Here is a 17,114-nt window from a genome sequence, read left to right on the forward strand (position 1 = left end):
CAATACGTACCCTATTAATATTAGATTCCACGAGCTTAGTTAGGTTAGCAAAAAATCTCACCCCTCATGTACTGAGTCCACCACAAAAATCATGGACGGTACATAGGGACACCCATATAGACATTCGCACGGTTTAAAACCTTTAAATGTTTCCAGCCAGCATTCTTTGGACATATTGTCGGCATATAGTAAGGAAGGCCCCTCGCCCCAGCTTCAGTCCCAAGAGTCCAGTGGGCTGAATCCAATTTACTCAAAGATTTCCAAAGTAAGCGGCCATAGATCCACTCCGGCTGTCGTTACGGCACTTACCTAATCCTCGACCGTCGGCTCTATTCCCAGGCACTCTAATGTTCTGGACTAGCTAGCGACCACTGAACTGACGTTAGCTAGAAATATCTTTCTCTAATAAAAGTCAGGCATTCAGTTCTGAATTTTGACTGTACCATAATTTAAGAGCGATCATCGTAAATGCAAAATATATCCACGGCCGTACTGAAGTGAAGCCAGCATCCATATTGAAGATAACCAAGAAAATTAAAATTGATGAAAGAACCCCCGCCCGGAACCTTTTTAACAGTATAATCAAAGCTGGTATCAGAATGAGTCCGCATACAAAGCCCGAATAGGTGAATATTTCAAAGAAAGCGTTTCCCCATCCCGCATAACCAATATTTTCATCGAATCTCTCTACCCGCATAGAAGGAAACTCTCGATATGCCTTAATAAGAATATCCTGTACTAACTCTCGGCCACCTATACCGGACCCTGCCCACGGATAAGCGCTGATTGTGTCCCACGCTATTGTGGCGGGACCTAGGGTCCTAATTACAAAACTTGCGTCCCGCCCACTCGCAATCAAAGCCGCGCGCTCCGAAGGCAATAAAGATATTATTTGCTGTGCAAAAAGCACACCTATCAGAACGCCCACCAAAGCTAGAATCTTGAGGTAGAGCGAGAACCCAACATTTAGCGTATCGATAGTTTTCCAGAAATAAAAGATCGTAAGAAGCACTGGCCCGACTAGGATAGTAGGAGAGCCGGTAAATAGTAGCTGTATAATCGTTAGGGCGATATATGCCTGAAGCGCCCCCCGCCCCTTGTTAGAAACAAAATATAGCAGGGTTGAGATGGCCAGCATCTTAGCGAGATGTGACGGCTCTTGTGTAAAAACATTAGGCCTTATGAAGCCGGAGATCACGAGATCTCGTTTATTCGAACCATAGATAAATCTATCCGTATATAACACACTTCTGAAATCATTGGAGATGTCCCGGAAAAAAGGAATCATCGTCTCGAGAACTGCATAAGTTGTCAAAAACAGGGAAATAATAAGAAAATATCTCCCTAACTTACTATGCTTCCATTGCAAAATTTCATAAAATACAATCACCGCCGATATTGTACTTAAGGATAGAAGAGCAACAGATTTCAAATGCTCACTAACATACCCTAGTCCGCCAGGAGAAAAAGGAATTGTTATAATCCAAGATAGTGAAAATAAAAGCGCGGTAGATATATCTTTATTAAGCCTATTATCTCTAAAGAAACTTAATTTTTTCTGCTGGTATAATTTAAAAATTAGCAAAACTCCGGCACCAATATATACACCAAACATAGGAATATAAAAACCAGATATTGTCATCCCTAAGTTGAGATATAGACTAATCACAATAATAGAGATCAAGATGTAGTTAATAGCGCGCGGTGTTATTTTACGTCGGCGGATGTTGGGGGCGTTAATGTTTTTCGGCGGATACATAAGATTATAGGTTTTCTACAGGATTACTGATGTTAGCGAAAAATACTATACTGGCAATCGATATAGCAGGGCAGAAAACTTATATACCAAGTAGATATAACTTGATGCCAATAGCACGAGAAAGGCAATTGAAAATCCATACTCATACACAAAACTTGCCATAAGCTCTATTTTTGAGCTTCAACATAAGGGCTGCGCTCAAACTCGTTTGCTTCAGATGGGTAGGTACCTTCGAAATCAAAGTGGCTACTTCCCAGCTCACTGAATATTCTACCAATCACCCCTGATTCGTCACACCCAACCCGTGTTAAGTTTGCCTGCATAGCCTCAAAATCCCAATCGCTCCGGTGGATCAGCTTGCCACCCAACAGTTCAGGTTGATGGCTTTGTAAAACAAAATCATCCCGGTCAGCGTCGAGATTGACACTCAGCCAGTCGTCTGAAGGCTTTGCCCAATTCGCCCCCGGACCGAGATGCAATTTGCAAGCATCCTTTCGATTGGAATCGAAGCCCGTTTTAGCAATTGACTTGCGGCGGCGCTGAACTGCCCAACCCAGTCCTACGCCGCGCAAATCGGCGCGGTTCTTTTCAAGGATACTAACAATCTGCATAGCTGCTCATAGTTTCAAATGACAAGATTGCCAGCGGCATTCTCGGGCGCGAATAGAACGAAGACTCCCGACACCCTAGTTCAAGCTGCTTTGGGTTGCCATTTCAACTTATTTCGGGTCTCCGCTTCTATCGGAAGAATATCAGTGCTCTTATATTTTAGAGAACTGGCGACAGCCTTTGAATCCCTGCAAAGACGGCGCAAACCATCGGGCTCGAGAGACGCTGAGTGGTCAGTACCCTTCCATGTCCGGTCCATCGTGAAATGACGCTCAATCCATTCAGCACCCAGCGCTATCGCAGCCATGTCCGCTGCAATACCGAGATGATGGCCAGAGAAGCCAATTGCCTGCACACGGTCGCCAAACTTTTCCTTCAATCGAACAATTTCAAGCAAACAGACATCATCAAACGCAACTGGGTAGCCAGATGTACATGCATAAATCAACAAATCTTCGGCACGTCCCTTCGACTCAAAGAATGCAACAATTTCTTCTTCTTCCTCTTGAGTCGTCATGCCCAGCGACAACTGTATACCGCCTTTAAATTCCTCACAAAGCACGCCCAGCATTTCAAAATGAAGGTTACAAGCAGATGGCACCTTCAAGAAATCCGGATTCAACGAAGCCATTTCCTTCGCCGAAGTAGTGTCCCAAACGGACGTACTGTACCCTATGCCTACAGAAGCACAGAATTCCATCAATTCACGGTTCTGCTCTACATCGAATTCCAAAAACTCACGATGTTCGCCATAGGTGTCACCATAGCTATTGATAGGATTTGGATGGGGTGCATTATATTGCTCTTCTGTAAGCAATTCGCGGTTATTCCGCTTCTGAAATTTCACGTAATCCGCTTTGCAAAAAATTGCCGCAGTAGTGATCATTTCCTTTGCAATATCCATATCACCTTTATGGTTACAGCCTATTTCCGCAACAATTTTAGGCGCAGCTGGCATTTTTTTCTCCGAATTAATAGTATGATCGTGACCCTGCTCGCGCATAGCAGCGAAAACTTCTGATGGATAGAACTTAGTCCAAAAAATTTCTGCTCGTCCAAAATGACTCAGCCCCCCCCCCAGATACGCACCATAAGGGGTGTAAAAAGCCGACATGCGATGCATTCAATATTTCGAGAATGCTGATTAAGATGCGGCTTACTTTTTACGAGGTCAGGAGGAGCGGCACCTCTGTCAATCAGCTAGCCGACAATATTGGCATCGCCCGCAACGCAGCTCGGATCGTTTGCTTCTACATCCGCAAGGCAAGAGACGGCTCCAACGGTAATTACCGGCCAGCCTTTCTAACTGGTATGAACAAATCGCCGGAACTACGATGGATAGCAAGAAAAAGAGCAGCTCCTACCATACGCAGCGCACCAAATGGCCTGCTTGTCTATCAGCTCAATATTAAAGCAATGTTTTTCCACCTCGAAGCTGGCAAACGCGATTTTAGAGACCTCCACAACCTGATCACTAACAAAAGGCATCGGAACCTCAAAACAAGATGCAGTAAATCAAGCAAGAGCCTTGGAGCAAACACGTGATTAGCAAAATTGGTTTTTCGCAAGTCCGACAATAGCTCGCATGCCACCCGACGCGCATTCGTCTAGAGAATTGATGAGATTCAATGGAGGACACGGAGGGATTCGAACCCTCGAAGCCCGTAAAGGCTTGTCTCCTTAGCAAGGAGGTGGTTTCAGCCGCTCACCCACGTGTCCACGTAGCTTGGCTACAGAGCGCGCTATAACCAACCATCGCGCTGGCTGCAACGGGAAAAATGGCCGATATCCAAACACATCGAGAATGCCGGAAATGCCCCGCTTTTGAAAAACCGACTCGGACCGCCGCAGAATCGACTCAGTTCGTCGTCCGTTCATTGCGTGGTCAGGTGCAACAGCCGAGAGCCGACGCTGGCTGGTAATGGGAAGGAGTTAACCCATGTTACCGTTATGTATGAAGAAATTTTTGGGAACATTTGCTGTTTTGGCCCTTGCCACTGCACCAGCCCTGTCACCCGCCTTTGCCCAGGTCGAAAATGTCGATCCGAATGACGTGATCGATGCCGATCTGGCAGCACCCGATTATGACGGGAATTTCGATTCCGCTCCTGCGGGTTCGACGACGGTCGATGACACCACGATCGACAGCGATATCAATGCCGATATTGTGGCCCCTTATGGCGATACCACCACAACCGACCAGACCGGCAGCGCTGCTGTACCAGCGGTCGACGACAGCGAAACCTATCAGGACGATGACCTGATCGGCGCTGCGGAAGGCGTTTTCGGCAAGGGCGCAAAAGGCCTGGCCGAGGTGATCGAGGGTATCCTCAAAAAACAGGGCCGGCCCAATGCCTATATCGCCGGACGCGAAGCCAGCGGCGCTTTCATTGTCGGGCTGCGCTATGGTTCGGGCAAGCTCTATCACAAGATCGAGGGCGAACGTCCGGTCTACTGGACCGGCCCGTCGGTCGGCTTTGATATTGGCGGCAATGCGGCCAACACCTTTGTTCTGGTCTATAATCTCTACGATACCGAAGAATTGTTTCAACGGTTCCCGGCTGGCGAAGGCGCCGCATATTTCGTCGGCGGCTTTCAGGTCAGCTACTTACGGAGCGGCGACAAGGTGCTGATTCCGGTGCGGCTGGGCGCGGGCCTTCGGCTCGGCGCCAATGTCGGCTATATGAAGTTCAGCAAGAAGCAGAAATGGTTGCCGTTCTGATCAGCTGATCAATCGGCACCCCTGTCTCGCTGCAAGACGGTCAGGAGAGCGACTTGGCCTGTTCCATCCGCGCCAGATAGCGCGCCAATATATCGATCTCGAGATTGACGGCACGGCCGGGCTGCAATTCGCCGAGCGTGGTCACCTGCGCGGTATGGGGAATGATGTTGAGGCTGAATTGCGTGCCCGGCGCTTCGTCCGACACCGCATTGACGGTCAGCGACACGCCATCGACGGTGATCGATCCCTTGGCCGCGATATAGGGTGCCAGATCTTCGGGAACCCGGATCACGACTTCTGTTGAATCGCCAACAGCGCTGCTCGAAACAACTTCGCCGACACCATCGACATGGCCCGTGACGATATGGCCGCCCAGTTCATCGCCTACCTTCAGCGCGCGTTCCAGATTGATCCGCCGTCCCGCCTCAAATTGGCCAGCAGCAACGCACGAGATGGTTTCCCCTGACACGTCCACTGCAAACCAGCCGGTACCCTTATCAACGACCGTCAGGCAAATACCGGAGCAGGCGATCGATGCGCCCATATCGACGCCATCCATATCATAGCCACAGGTGATTTTCACGCGAAGGTCACCGCGCTGGTCGAGCGATTCGATGGTTCCGATGTCTGAAACAATGCCGGTGAACATGGGCGATCCTATTTGCTGTGAACGAAGCGGAACCTAGGCGGCGCGGTCATATATCTCAAGCATATCCTGCCCGAGTGCGCGCTGATCGACGCGCTGCCACTGACCATGCGCCTCGCTGAGCTTTTCCAGCCCAATATCGGCAATGCCGGGCAGACCCCCACCGATGATGATAGGGGCGCGATAGAATAACAGCCGATCCACCAGCCCCGCCTGCAAGAATGATGCGGCGGTTTTGGCGCCGCCTTCGACCAGCAGCCAGTTGATATCGGAAAGATCGGAAATCCCGGACGGTTCAGCAATTTGCTGCCAGTGTTCTGGCTTGCCCTTGTCATTGCCCAGTATAACCGGTTGTGGCGAACGGTCGGACAGACCGGCAAGGCGCACATCGAGGCCGGGTCTGTCCGTCCGCGCCGTTCCTGCTCCCACCAGAATCGCGTCGCTGCGTGCGCGCTCCATGTGGGCGTGAGCCCGTGCGCGATCGCCAGTGATCCACTGACTGGACCCATCCGCCAGGGCGATACAACCATCCAGCGACATCGCCAGCTTCAGCGTGACAAACGGTCGCCCGTTGTCGATGCGGCACAGGAAACCGGCCATTGCGCGCCGCGCTTCCAGCTCGCGAATTCCGACAGAAACCGGTATGCCCGCGTCGCCCAGCCGGTCAATGCCTCTGCGCCGGGTGCGTTCATCGGCATCTAGGGTCGCGACAATCACTCTTTTCGGTTTCGCCTCGATCAGCGCGATGCTGCAGGTCGGGCCGCGGCTGCTATCATGCGCACAGGGCTCCATGGTTACATAGACGTCCGAGCCGCGGGCCGATCGGCCGGCCTGGGCAAGCGCCATTTCCTCGGCATGGGGGCGTCCGCCCGGCTGTGTCCAGCCGCGACCGATGATGATGCCATTTTTGACGATCACGCAACCGACATTGGGGTTTGCCCCGGTGCGGCCTCGTCCCCGTTCCGATAATGCCAAAGCCGCCGCCATATAATGCGCGTCGGCAACGGACCTCAGCATTGCAGTCCGGCCGGGCGATCGACCTCGACCTCGCCGCGTGCAGCCCGGGCCGCTTCGGCTTCGCGTTCGATTTCCTCGACATCCATGCCCGACATCCGGCCAAGTTCCTTCATCGCCTCGCGCCGTTCCGTCTCCAGCTTGTCTTTGAGGCACTGGACCTGCCAGCGGTCCTGCAGGATTTCTTCATCGGTCCGGTCGTTTGTCCAGTTTTCGACATAAACGACCTCCTGCGGCACATAAGTGTAAGTATTCACCTTCGGATCGAGATAGAAAAGGAGCAGAATGAACGCCGTGCAGGCAATCGCCAATGCCGCCGGAAGCAAGCGCTCGCCCGGCTCACTTTGACGGAAAACAGCGATCAGGTCACCAAAACCGCCGCTGACCGATACATCTTTCAACATTCCCATGGCGTTCAAATAGGGCGCGCGCCGCCGGATGACCAGCCCTTCCCGCAAATTTGCAGCGGGAATCAGGGATCAGGCCACCCGGCGACGGGATCAGCTGTTGATTTCGAAGCGGACTTTCAGCGTCATCCAGCTCTCAAATGGCTTCCCGTCTCTAGTTGCCGGCGTGAACCGCCATTTACTCAAAGCCTGTTTGCGCGTCGCTGCCCAGAAGTCAGGATGGGGCGAATCGATCAGTTCAATCTGCCTCACCCGGCCATCTGTCCCGACCAGCACCCGGACACTCACCTCGGCTTCCCGTTCGAGCCGCAACTGGCCAGGCGGATAGGCTGGCTGAAACTGCGCGGCGTAACGAGCGTTCAGCCGCGCATCGACAATCACCGGATCCGGTACGACCTTGATCGCCTCAAACGGAATTTCATTTCCCGCACCGGTGAGTCCCGTGTCCAACGCATTCTCGGCATAGCTGGGAAGCGGCTCCACCGGAGCGGCCGGCAAATCTACGATCAACTTGTCCGGCGCCTTGTGCTGGGGCTGCACCGGGAGTTGGATCACTGGCTCGACTTTGTGTTTCACCGGTTCCGGAGGCTTCTGGGCCAGAACCGGCACAGCAATCACCGTGCCGCGAAATTTTTCCGGAATCTCGATTCCGGGCATCGCAATCACCCCGGCGATAATCACCACATGAACAGCGCCGGCCAGTATCACACCTTTGGTTCGGGGTGTCTTATTCTCGTAAACGGAAACATAGCTCATCATTACATCCTCTCAACCATCCTCAAAAATGGCGGAGCGGCCTGTGCCTTTTTGACTATCTGTCCGCATCGCCTATTGGTTATGTTATACTATTACATAACCAATAGCAAACGCCTCGCTCGGCCTGTGGCGCGGCAACGATGAGATTGGCTCAGGCGGCGGCTTCAGCCAGCCTTGCCAGCGCAGCGGGCTTGCCGATCAACGGCAGCAATGCGTTCATATCCGGACCATGGTCGAGACCCGTCAACGCCTGGCGCAAGGGCATGAAGAGCGGCTTGCCTTTTCGGCCAGTGGCCTCCTTGAGCGCACTGGTCAGATCTTTCCAGAGATCATCAGATGCTTCCAATTCTTCCATTTTTGCAGCAGCGATGCCTATGAAAGCCTGATCCTCCACCGAAAGATCGGGCACAACCACCGGCCCGGTTATGACCTGCCACCATGAACCGACATCGCCCATATCATGCAAATTGGGCCGGATGACCTCCCATGCAGCAGCATTCATCGCATCCGGCAGTCGAGGTTTCACATCCTCATACTCAAGCAGATGGACAATCTTCTGGTTGAGCTGCGACAGTTCCTCTTCGTCAAACCGCGCCGGTGCCCGCCCAAAGCGGGCAAAGTCGAAACTGGCGATCAGCGGCGCAACATCGGCAACCGGTTCCACCGGATCGCTGGTTCCGATCCGTGCCAGCAGGGCAACAATCGCCTGCGGCTCAATATGTTTCTCGCGAAAACTGCTGACGCCCAGCGAACCCAGCCGTTTCGACAACTTCCCTTCGGTGCCGACGAGCAAGGCTTCATGCGCGAATTCCGGCGGCTTTGCACCCAGCGCATGGAACATCTGAATCTGCACCGCGGTATTCGCCACATGATCCTCGCCGCGCACGACATGGGTGATATCCATGTCCACATCATCAATGGCTGACGGCAGCATATAGAGCCAACTGCCATCTTCACGCCGGATGACCGGATCGGACAGCAGCGCCGGATCAAAATGCTGGTCTCCCCGAATCAGGTCGGTCCAGGTGATCGGTGTCTCGTGATCCAGCTTGAACCGCCAATGCGGTTTGCGGCCCTGCTCTTCAAACTCGGCAATCTGGGCTTCGGTCAGGTCCAGCGCGGCCCGGTCATAGATCGGTGGCTTCCCGCGTCCGAGCTGGATCTTGCGCTTCAGGTCCAGTTCCTGTGCGGTTTCATAGGCCGGATAGACCCGGCCAGCCGCCTTCAGCTTTTCCAGCTGCTCTTCATAGCGATCAAAGCGGTCCGATTGCCGCTGCTCTTCGTCGGGCACCAATCCCAGCCATGCCAGATCCGCCCGGATGGCATCGACATATTCCTCTTTCGACCGCTCGGCATCGGTGTCGTCGAGCCGGAGCAAAAATGTGCCACCTTCTTTCTGCGCGAACATCCAGTTGTGCAGTGCCGTACGGATATTGCCGACATGGAGATGGCCCGTCGGTGACGGAGCGAAGCGGGTTTTTATGGTCATACTGTCCTGAATGCGTTGGTGATCGGATAGCGCCGGTCACGGCCAAAATTTCTGGTGCCAAGCTTGACACCCGGCGGGGCCTGGCGCCGTTTATATTCTGCGATATAGAGCAACCGCTCGATCCGCACCACGGTCTCCCGATCGAAGCCTCTTGCAACAAGATCGTTAACCGACAATTCTTCCTCGATCAGGCCGTGCAGCAGGGGATCGAGAATCTCATAGTCAGGCAGGCTGTCGCTGTCTTTCTGGTCCTCGCGCAACTCGGCACTGGGTGGCTTGGTGATTACGGTCTCCGGCATCACCGGCCCATCCGGGCCCATGCCAAGGCTCGGCTTGTTGGCGTTGCGCCATTTTGAGAGCTTGAAGACGGTCAGCTTGTAGGCGTCCTTGAGTACCGAATAGCCGCCCGCCATGTCGCCATAGATGGTCGCATAGCCAACGCTCATCTCGCTTTTGTTACCCGTGGTCAGCAGCATGTGGCCAAATTTGTTCGATAGCGCCATCAAGGTAACACCGCGGATCCGCGACTGGATATTCTCTTCGGTGATATCGACATTGCTGTCGGCAAAACTGTCCTCCAGCATTGCGTCAAAGCCTTCGACCGCCGGATTGATCGGGATCGTGTCCAGCCGGGTGCCAAGCATTTTGGCGCAGCCCTCTGCATCGTCGAGGCTTTCCTGCGACGTGAAGCGCGACGGCATCATCACGTTCCACACCCGGTCGGCACCCAGTGCGTCGACCGCAACCGCGGCTGACAAAGCGCTGTCGATCCCGCCTGAAAGCCCGAGCAAAACGCCGGGGAAACGATTGCGGTTCACATAATCCCGCAAGCCCACGATCATCGCATTGTAGATATCGGCGGGATGGTCATCCAGTGCGTGAATATCACCTTGTGCACAGCTCCACTTGCCGTCTTCGCAGGACCAGTGCGTATCCACAATCACCTCGTCCCAGTCCGGCAGTTGGTGCATCACGCTGGCATCGCCGTTGAGCACGAAGCTGGCGCCATCGAACACGATCTCGTCCTGCCCCCCGACCCGGTTCAGGAACAGCATCGGAATGCCCGTTTCCCGCACCCGCTTGGTGGCCACCTGCCCCAGACGCATGTCGTCCTTCTCGATTTCATAGGGGCTGCCATGCACCGAGATAAACAGATCAGCGCCCTGTGCTTTCAGATGCTCGCAGACGGTCGGGAACCAGACATCCTCGCAGATCGGCAAGCCGATTTTGCAGCCCTTGAACTCAATCGGCTCCGGCAACGGGCCGGACGCGAACAGCCGCTTTTCGTCAAATGTGCCGTAATTGGGCAATTCTACCTTGTACCGGACATCACGAATATGTCCGTCGTCGAGCAGGGCAATGCCGTTATAAAGCTTGCCGTCCTCGCGAAAAATTGATCCGACCAGCATCGCCGGCCCCGGCCCGGCAGTGGCGGCGGCAAGCCGGTTGAGTTCTGCTTTTGCCCGCTCCCAAACGGCCGGCTTCAACACCAGATCCTCTGGCGGATAGCCAATCAGCTGCAGTTCGGGAAACACGATCAGATCGCTGTCGGGCCGGGCGCCATGGGCTGCAATCATCGCATCGGCATTGCCGCGCAAATCGCCCACGCTCTGGGTCAATTGCGCCATGGTGATAGTAAGCTTTTCCGTCATCTGGCCCTGATAGAAAGGGCGGACCATGACAGCAAACGATTTATGATTGTCCGGTTTTCAGAAAACCAGCCCGCCCAGCAGGCGCCCCGGAATAAAGGCGAAAAGACCTGCGACAATCAAACCGATATAGGGAGCCTGCATTGCCCGATAATGCCCGGTGATGTTGCCGCGGCGGGCTTGCCAGATACCATAGGGGATCGAAAAAAGGGTGAGAACAGAGAACAGATGAATGAAGCTCAAGCCGATACCAAACAACCCGCCGCCGGAATGGCCGAGCCAGAATGTCGTAACCGCAGTGGTCAACATCAGTCCCGCCCAGGCCTTGCCGAGCAGCCGATGCATTGCATCTCCCTTGCGCCGGTACAGAACAACCGCTCCCAACGGGATGGCCGGAATGACGGTTGCCAGATGGATGGCAAGCGCCAAGGAAATCGGCGTGCGCAGCGGTGCCGTGCCAGCGACATCCGCCGCCAGTGTGGATAGCGCAATCAAAATGAGCGCAACGAGAACCGTCGCCGCAATCGTAAGAATGATGGTCTGCGGTGAGAACCCTTCGTGGAAAGATGACTTTGTCATAAAAATGCTCCCTGCATCGGTAAATGTGCAGGCAGCATGACTCTTTCCCGGGAAAGCGCGATCAGAGGTGCGCAGACCGGTTTTCTTTTTCGTCAATCGCGTCATAATGGACCAGTGGACCGTTCACGAAGCGTGAAAGGGCAGGAAAGGAGCCGGTTTTGCCGCGCATGATCAGCGTCGAATTGCTCATCATTGCCGGAATCGGCATGGTGCTTGGCTTGCTCGGACCTTTCGGCACCTATCCCATGCCGCTCGCTCTGAGACTTTCCTATTGGGTCGGCTTCACCGTCGCTGGCTACCTGATCTTTCGACCAATCACGCACGCCGCCCGATGGTTGCAGGAGATGAGCAACCTTCCCGGCATACTTACGCTCGGCCTCGCGGTGGCGGTGGCGTCGCTCCCTCTGGCCTTTCTGGTCGGGTATGCCATCAACGGTATGCAGTTTTCGGGACCGATGCTCGGCGAGCTTTTTGGCATATTATATCTGCAATGCGCCGGGATCGGATTTGCGGTCACCGCACTGATGCAACAAATATTTCCGCGCGATGGTATTCCCAGTGGTGTCCATACCGGGGCGGTAAAATCCGCGCCAACCGGAAATGAAATTTTGAGCTCCCCGCAAGAGCATGCACCAGTTGCAACGGAACAACGTGTAAGATTGCTCGAGCGGCTGCCGCCGGGGTTCCCGTCCGAAATCCTCGCGCTGTCGGTGGAGGACCATTATGTCCGGGTCCATGCCGACCGCCGCAGCGAAATGCTGCTGATGCGACTGGGCGACGCGATTGCAGAAATGGACGGCATCGACGGGACCCAGGTGCACCGCAGTTGGTGGGTCGCGACCGCAAGCGTGGCCCATGCAATAAGGCGGGAACGCAATTGGAGACTGGTCTTGAAAAACGGCCTTGAAGTGCCCGTCGCCCGCAGTCAGGTCGCAAAGCTTAGAAAAATGGGGTGGATAAGGTGAAATGTCTCTTTTGATTTCCTGACCATCTGTCTAACAGGGTCACAAAATTGTCATGGAGTGTCGTCGGCGATTCTGGCGGCCCGCCATTATCTGGGAAGCGCACTATGAAACTCATGTCCGGTAACAGCAATCTGCCGCTTGCCACCGCGATCGCCGAATATCTCGAAATCCCCCTCACCGATGCCAGCGTCAAGCGCTTCGCCGATGACGAGATTTTCATCGAAATCCACGAAAATGTGCGCGGTGAAGATGTTTTTGTGGTTCAGTCGACCAGCCATCCGGCCAATGACAATCTGATGGAATTGCTGATCAGCATCGACGCGCTCCGCCGCGCCTCGGCCAAGCGCATCACCGCGGTCATTCCCTATTTCGGCTATGCCCGGCAGGACCGGAAACCCGGACCGCGCACGCCGATCTCCGCCAAGCTGGTCGCCAATCTGATCACCGAAGCCGGTGCCGACCGGGTGCTGACCGTCGACCTGCATGCCGGTCAGATTCAGGGCTTCTTCGATATTCCGACGGACAATCTCTATGGCGCGCCGGTGATCAGCGAAGACATCAAGTCCCGCCATGGCGACAAGGATATCATGGTCGTCTCTCCCGACGTCGGCGGCGTGGTCCGCGCGCGCGCGCTGGCCAAGCGGCTCGACAATGCGCCACTTGCCATTGTCGACAAGCGCCGCGAACATGCCGGTGTCTCGGAGGTGATGAATATTATCGGCGACGTTGAAGGTCGCTTCTGCGTGATGATCGACGATATTGCCGACAGCGCCGGCACGCTCTGCAACGCAGCCGATGCCTTGCTTGCAGCAGGCGCAGCCGATGTCGCTGCCTATATCACCCACGGTGTGCTGTCCGGTAAGGCCGTGGAGCGGGTCAACAACTCCTCGCTGCGCAAGCTGATCATCACCGATACCATCAAAACCCCGCAAACCGCGCTCGACTCCGGCAAGATCCGGATCCTGCCGATTGCACCGCTGCTGGGCGAAGCCATCAAGCGGATTGCCGATGAAAGTTCGGTCAGCAGCCTGTTTGACTAACCGCGCCCGCAATCCTGAACTCCGGAGACAGCCATGCCGAGTCTCGAACAACTGCTGAAATATCGCCTTGCCATTGGTGTTCTGGCCATTCTCATCTGCCTGTTCGCCTGGTTCACCGAGTGGGCCGACTGGGTCTATGTTTGCCCTTATTGTCGCACCCAACGGACGGTTATCGGGCTGCTCGGCCTGCTGCTGCTTGCCAACCCGTTGCACTGGCTCAACCGTTGGATCGCGTCAACGCTGGCGGTTCTGGGACTGGTCGTCGCTGGCATGCAGCATTTCAATGGCTGGAAAAAGATCATGTCCGGCGAGTTTTCCTGGGGGGAATATTGGTACGCAAACGCCTGGATGCTCTCCGGCTGCGCGCTGTTCATCATCACCGGTCTGATTCTGTACCTGTGGGCCTGGCGACCGGCTCCCTCGGAGACAGAAAAGCTATGACCCCAAAAGATATCGATCTCGCACAAAAACTCGCCGACGCCGCTGGCGAGGCCATTCGCCCGTTCTTCCGCGCCAAATTTGACGAGGAAACCAAAGAGGACGCGTCCCCGGTCACCGAGGCTGACCGCGCGGCGGAAGCAGCGATGCGGACAATTATCGAAGCGGAACGGCCCGATGACGGGATCATCGGCGAGGAATATGGCACGCACAACGAGGGCGCTTCACGTCAGTGGGTGCTCGACCCTATCGACGGCACCACCAGCTTCATCGCCGGGCGCCCGATATTCGGTACCCTGATCGCGCTGATGCAGGATGGTTTCCCGGTAATTGGAATCATCGACCAGCCGATTGGCAGGGAACGCTGGCTGGGCGTCGTGGGCCGCCCTACCCTGTTCAACAGTCAACCGGCAAAATCCGCGCGGTGCCGGGAGCTCAAGGACGCCGTTCTCGCCACCACCTCGCCGCATCTGTTTGGCGAGCATGATGCCGAGCATTTCATGGGTCTCGCCAGCAAGGTCGCCTCGCGCAAGATCATCTATGGCGGAGACTGCTATAATTACGGCCTGGTCGCCAGCGGCCATGTCGATGTGGTCTGCGAAGCAGGCCTGAAACTCCACGATTTTGCCGCTCTCGCCCCGATTGTCGATGGCGCCGGCGGCATGATGTGCGACTGGAACGGCGAACCGCTGCACGCGGAATCCGATGGCCATGTGCTGGCGCTAGGCGATCAGGCACGGGTCGATGATGTGCTGGAGGCTATTGCCTGCCATCATTAAATTTCACGTCCCGATGAATTTCAACGACATGACCATATCGTCATCAGAATTGAATATAAACACATTCCGAGCAAATCCAGTCATGCAGGGATGAGTTTTAAAAGGCCCTTCCAGGTGATCTTCTAACCAACGGTTCAAATTTCGTTCACTAGAATAGTGGATTTCGTAATAAACGGTCTTGCTGCTCGATATTTTTCGCTCGTTTTTTTTATTACTAGGCATCAAGCCAATATACAGTAACCCCGCCATCCCCGCATTATTCAATCGGGGAGAATTCAAAAAACTTGCATTCCTGCCGAATCCCGCTAAAGACCGCGTTCCAATGTGACGCACTGGCCAGTGTTGGGCTGCCACATGTGTCCGTAACGGTACCACCTAGAGGAGACCAAAATGCCCAAGTTGAAGACCAAAAGTGGTGTGAAGAAACGCTTCAAGATCACCGCAACCGGTAAGGTCAAGCACGGCGTAGCCGGCAAGCGCCACCGTTTGATGAGCCATAACAGCAAATATATCCGCCAGAACCGCGGCACCAAGAAATTGTGTGATGCGGATGCTCGGACAGTCAAGAAATGGGCGCCATACGGCCTGGGCTAAGCCCGCCGCAGCGACATTCAAACTTACAGGATATAGAATATGGCACGTGTAAAACGGGGTACGACCACTCGTACCAAACATAAAAGATTATTGGTTCAGGCGAAGGGCTATTATGGCCGTCGCAAGAACACCATCCGCATCGCGCGGCAGGCCGTCGAAAAAGCCGGTCAATATGCCTATCGCGATCGCAAGGTTAAGAAGCGGGCGTTTCGCGCGCTCTGGATCCAGCGGATCAACGCTGCGGTTCGCGCCGAAGGCATGACCTATGGCACGTTCATCCACGGCACCAAGCTGGCTGGCATTGAACTCGACCGCAAAGTGATGGCTGACCTCGCGATGAATGAACCCGCTGTGTTTAGCGGTATCATCAAACAGGCGCAGGATGCTCTGGCGAAAGCTTAAGCATTTTCATACATTCAAAGAAGCGCCGGAGAGCAATCTCGCGGCGCTTTTTTATTGGGTTTTTCGCAGGGCTTGCTAGATGGGCAGCGATTTAAAACGGGACAATATGATGAGCGACATCGAGGCGATCAGGGACAAATATCTGGAGCAGATAGGCGCTGCATCCGATGGCGATGCGCTGGAAGCGATTCGCTTGGCCGCGCTCGGCAAGAAAGGCGAGATTTCGCTGCTGCTGAAAACCCTCGGCAAAATGACGCCGGAAGAGCGCCAGGAACAGGGCCCGAAGATTAACGGTGCGCGGCAGGCCGTCGCCGATGCCCTGACCTCGCGCAAGGAAGCGATGGAAGCAGCAGCCCTGGATGCCAAGCTGGCGACCGAAAAGCTGGATCTGACCCTGCCCGCGCCTCCTGCGCCCAAGGGAAGTGTTCACCCGGTCTCGCAAGTCATGGACGAACTGGCCGAAATCTTCGCCGATCTCGGTTTCTCGGTCGCCACCGGTCCGGAAATCGAGGACGACTGGCACAATTTCACCGCGCTCAATATCCCGGACACGCATCCGGCGCGAGCCATGCACGACACCTTCTATTTCCCTCAGACCGATGACAGCGGCATGCCGAAACTGCTGCGCACCCATACCTCGCCGGTGCAGATCCGTACGATGATGGATGTCGCAAAAAGGACCGATGGCGCGGGCGAACCGATTTATCTGATCGCCCCCGGCCGCACCTATCGCAGTGACAGCGACGCTACCCATACGCCGATGTTCCATCAGGTCGAGGGGCTGGTGATCGACCGGAATATCCATATGGGTCATCTCAAATGGACGCTGGAAACCTTCGTCCGCGCCTTTTTCGAGCGGGACGATATCGAGCTGCGTCTGCGCCCGAGCTATTTCCCGTTCACCGAACCGAGCGCCGAGGTCGATGTCGGCTTCTCCGTCGAGAAGGGCAGCCGCATCATCGGCGGCGACCCACGCGGCGACAATGGCGGCTGGATGGAGATATTGGGCAGCGGCATGGTCCACCCCAATGTTATCCGCAATTGCGGGCTCGATCCCGACGTCTGGCAGGGCTTTGCCTTTGGCTGCGGGATAGACCGGCTGGCGATGCTGAAATATGGCATGGATGATCTGCGCGCCTTTTTCGACGGCGATCTGCGCTGGGCGGATCATTACGGCTTTGGCGCACTCGACGTGCCCACATTGAGCGGAGGAGTCGGCGCATGAAATCGACAGCCTATCCGAAAATAAAGGCATCTGTCGTCCCC

Annotated in this window: 19 protein-coding genes and 1 tRNA gene; 9 read left to right on the top strand and 11 right to left on the bottom strand. The window is 55.0% G+C overall.

Features of this window, described 5'->3' with window-relative positions; all coding sequences use genetic code 11:
• Positions 1–412: 412 nt before the first annotated feature.
• The 3 genes from ACN0WW_RS10450 to ACN0WW_RS10460 form a co-directional block, all read right to left on the bottom strand.
• Positions 413–1,759: a hypothetical protein gene (locus ACN0WW_RS10450; protein ID WP_417612174.1), complete on the bottom strand. Its 1,347-nt coding sequence runs from the start codon at positions 1,757–1,759 to the stop codon at positions 413–415.
• Between the two features lie 167 nt (positions 1,760–1,926).
• On the bottom strand, positions 1,927–2,370 hold the full coding sequence (locus tag ACN0WW_RS10455) for a hypothetical protein (protein ID WP_417612176.1): 444 nt from the start codon (positions 2,368–2,370) through the stop codon (positions 1,927–1,929).
• An 80-nt stretch (positions 2,371–2,450) separates the two neighbouring features.
• Positions 2,451–3,482: an N-acetylneuraminate synthase family protein gene (locus ACN0WW_RS10460; protein WP_417612178.1), complete on the bottom strand. Its 1,032-nt coding sequence runs from the start codon at positions 3,480–3,482 to the stop codon at positions 2,451–2,453.
• A gap of 23 nt (positions 3,483–3,505) precedes the next feature.
• Here ACN0WW_RS10460 and ACN0WW_RS10465 point away from each other — a divergent pair, with 23 nt between their 5' ends.
• Complete coding sequence (locus ACN0WW_RS10465; protein WP_417612180.1) at positions 3,506–3,913, top strand: hypothetical protein; 408 nt, start codon at positions 3,506–3,508, stop codon at positions 3,911–3,913.
• An 84-nt stretch (positions 3,914–3,997) separates the two neighbouring features.
• Here ACN0WW_RS10465 and ACN0WW_RS10470 read toward each other — a convergent pair.
• Positions 3,998–4,087: transfer RNA gene (locus ACN0WW_RS10470), tRNA-Ser, on the bottom strand.
• A 220-nt stretch (positions 4,088–4,307) separates the two neighbouring features.
• On the opposite strand from ACN0WW_RS10470, the gene ACN0WW_RS10475 reads away from it, so the two are divergent.
• On the top strand, positions 4,308–5,090 hold the full coding sequence (locus ACN0WW_RS10475; RefSeq protein ID WP_417612182.1) for a DUF1134 domain-containing protein: 783 nt from the start codon (positions 4,308–4,310) through the stop codon (positions 5,088–5,090).
• A gap of 40 nt (positions 5,091–5,130) precedes the next feature.
• Here ACN0WW_RS10475 and ACN0WW_RS10480 read toward each other — a convergent pair whose 3' ends face one another.
• From ACN0WW_RS10480 to ACN0WW_RS10510, 7 genes are all read right to left on the bottom strand, one after another.
• Positions 5,131–5,739 (bottom strand): riboflavin synthase, encoded by a 609-nt coding sequence (locus tag ACN0WW_RS10480; protein WP_417612184.1) that lies wholly within the window; start codon positions 5,737–5,739, stop codon positions 5,131–5,133.
• Between the two features lie 33 nt (positions 5,740–5,772).
• A complete protein-coding gene (gene ribD / locus ACN0WW_RS10485; RefSeq protein ID WP_417612186.1) occupies positions 5,773–6,753 on the bottom strand; it encodes a bifunctional diaminohydroxyphosphoribosylaminopyrimidine deaminase/5-amino-6-(5-phosphoribosylamino)uracil reductase RibD in 981 nt (326 codons plus the stop codon).
• Positions 6,747–7,154, bottom strand: coding sequence for a hypothetical protein (locus ACN0WW_RS10490; protein WP_417612188.1), 408 nt, complete (start codon positions 7,152–7,154; stop codon positions 6,747–6,749). Before ACN0WW_RS10490 ends, ribD begins: the two co-directional genes overlap by 7 nt.
• Before the next feature lie 96 nt (positions 7,155–7,250).
• Positions 7,251–7,916 carry a TonB family protein gene (locus ACN0WW_RS10495; protein WP_417612190.1) on the bottom strand — a complete coding sequence of 222 codons (666 nt, stop codon included), beginning with the start codon at positions 7,914–7,916 and terminating at the stop codon, positions 7,251–7,253.
• A gap of 148 nt (positions 7,917–8,064) precedes the next feature.
• Entirely contained in the window at positions 8,065–9,402 is a 1,338-nt protein-coding gene (gene gltX, locus ACN0WW_RS10500; protein WP_417612192.1) for a glutamate--tRNA ligase, read from the bottom strand.
• Positions 9,399–11,054, bottom strand: coding sequence for an NAD+ synthase (locus ACN0WW_RS10505; protein WP_417612617.1), 1,656 nt, complete (start codon positions 11,052–11,054; stop codon positions 9,399–9,401). The genes gltX and ACN0WW_RS10505 overlap by 4 nt, the downstream gene beginning before the upstream one ends.
• Positions 11,055–11,111: 57 nt before the next feature.
• Positions 11,112–11,630 (bottom strand): DUF2306 domain-containing protein, encoded by a 519-nt coding sequence (locus ACN0WW_RS10510; RefSeq protein ID WP_417612194.1) that lies wholly within the window; start codon positions 11,628–11,630, stop codon positions 11,112–11,114.
• Positions 11,631–11,797: 167 nt separating this feature from the next.
• On the opposite strand from ACN0WW_RS10510, the gene ACN0WW_RS10515 reads away from it, so the two are divergent.
• The 7 genes from ACN0WW_RS10515 (at position 11,798) to pheS (ending at position 17,073) form a co-directional block, all read left to right on the top strand.
• The gene (locus ACN0WW_RS10515) at positions 11,798–12,595 is read left to right on the top strand and encodes a LytTR family DNA-binding domain-containing protein (RefSeq protein WP_417612619.1); all 798 of its coding nucleotides are present in this window, start codon (positions 11,798–11,800) and stop codon (positions 12,593–12,595) included.
• A gap of 104 nt (positions 12,596–12,699) precedes the next feature.
• Positions 12,700–13,635 carry a ribose-phosphate pyrophosphokinase gene (locus ACN0WW_RS10520; protein ID WP_417612196.1) on the top strand — a complete coding sequence of 312 codons (936 nt, stop codon included), beginning with the start codon at positions 12,700–12,702 and terminating at the stop codon, positions 13,633–13,635.
• Positions 13,636–13,668: 33 nt separating this feature from the next.
• Positions 13,669–14,076: a hypothetical protein gene (locus ACN0WW_RS10525; RefSeq protein ID WP_417612198.1), complete on the top strand. Its 408-nt coding sequence runs from the start codon at positions 13,669–13,671 to the stop codon at positions 14,074–14,076.
• Positions 14,073–14,852, top strand: a complete 780-nt coding sequence (gene hisN / locus ACN0WW_RS10530) for a histidinol-phosphatase (RefSeq protein ID WP_417612200.1) — start codon at positions 14,073–14,075, stop codon at positions 14,850–14,852. The genes ACN0WW_RS10525 and hisN overlap by 4 nt, the downstream gene beginning before the upstream one ends.
• Positions 14,853–15,242: 390 nt before the next feature.
• The gene (gene rpmI / locus ACN0WW_RS10535) at positions 15,243–15,446 is read left to right on the top strand and encodes a 50S ribosomal protein L35 (RefSeq protein ID WP_066741203.1); all 204 of its coding nucleotides are present in this window, start codon (positions 15,243–15,245) and stop codon (positions 15,444–15,446) included.
• A gap of 39 nt (positions 15,447–15,485) precedes the next feature.
• Positions 15,486–15,848: a 50S ribosomal protein L20 gene (gene rplT / locus ACN0WW_RS10540; protein ID WP_417612202.1), complete on the top strand. Its 363-nt coding sequence runs from the start codon at positions 15,486–15,488 to the stop codon at positions 15,846–15,848.
• 109 nt (positions 15,849–15,957) lie between these two features.
• Positions 15,958–17,073, top strand: coding sequence for a phenylalanine--tRNA ligase subunit alpha (pheS, locus tag ACN0WW_RS10545; protein WP_417612621.1), 1,116 nt, complete (start codon positions 15,958–15,960; stop codon positions 17,071–17,073).
• The last annotated feature ends 41 nt before the right edge of the window (positions 17,074–17,114 follow it).

The sequence above is a fragment of the Parasphingorhabdus sp. genome (assembly GCF_048269865.1).
Lineage (GTDB): Bacteria > Pseudomonadota > Alphaproteobacteria > Sphingomonadales > Sphingomonadaceae > Parasphingorhabdus.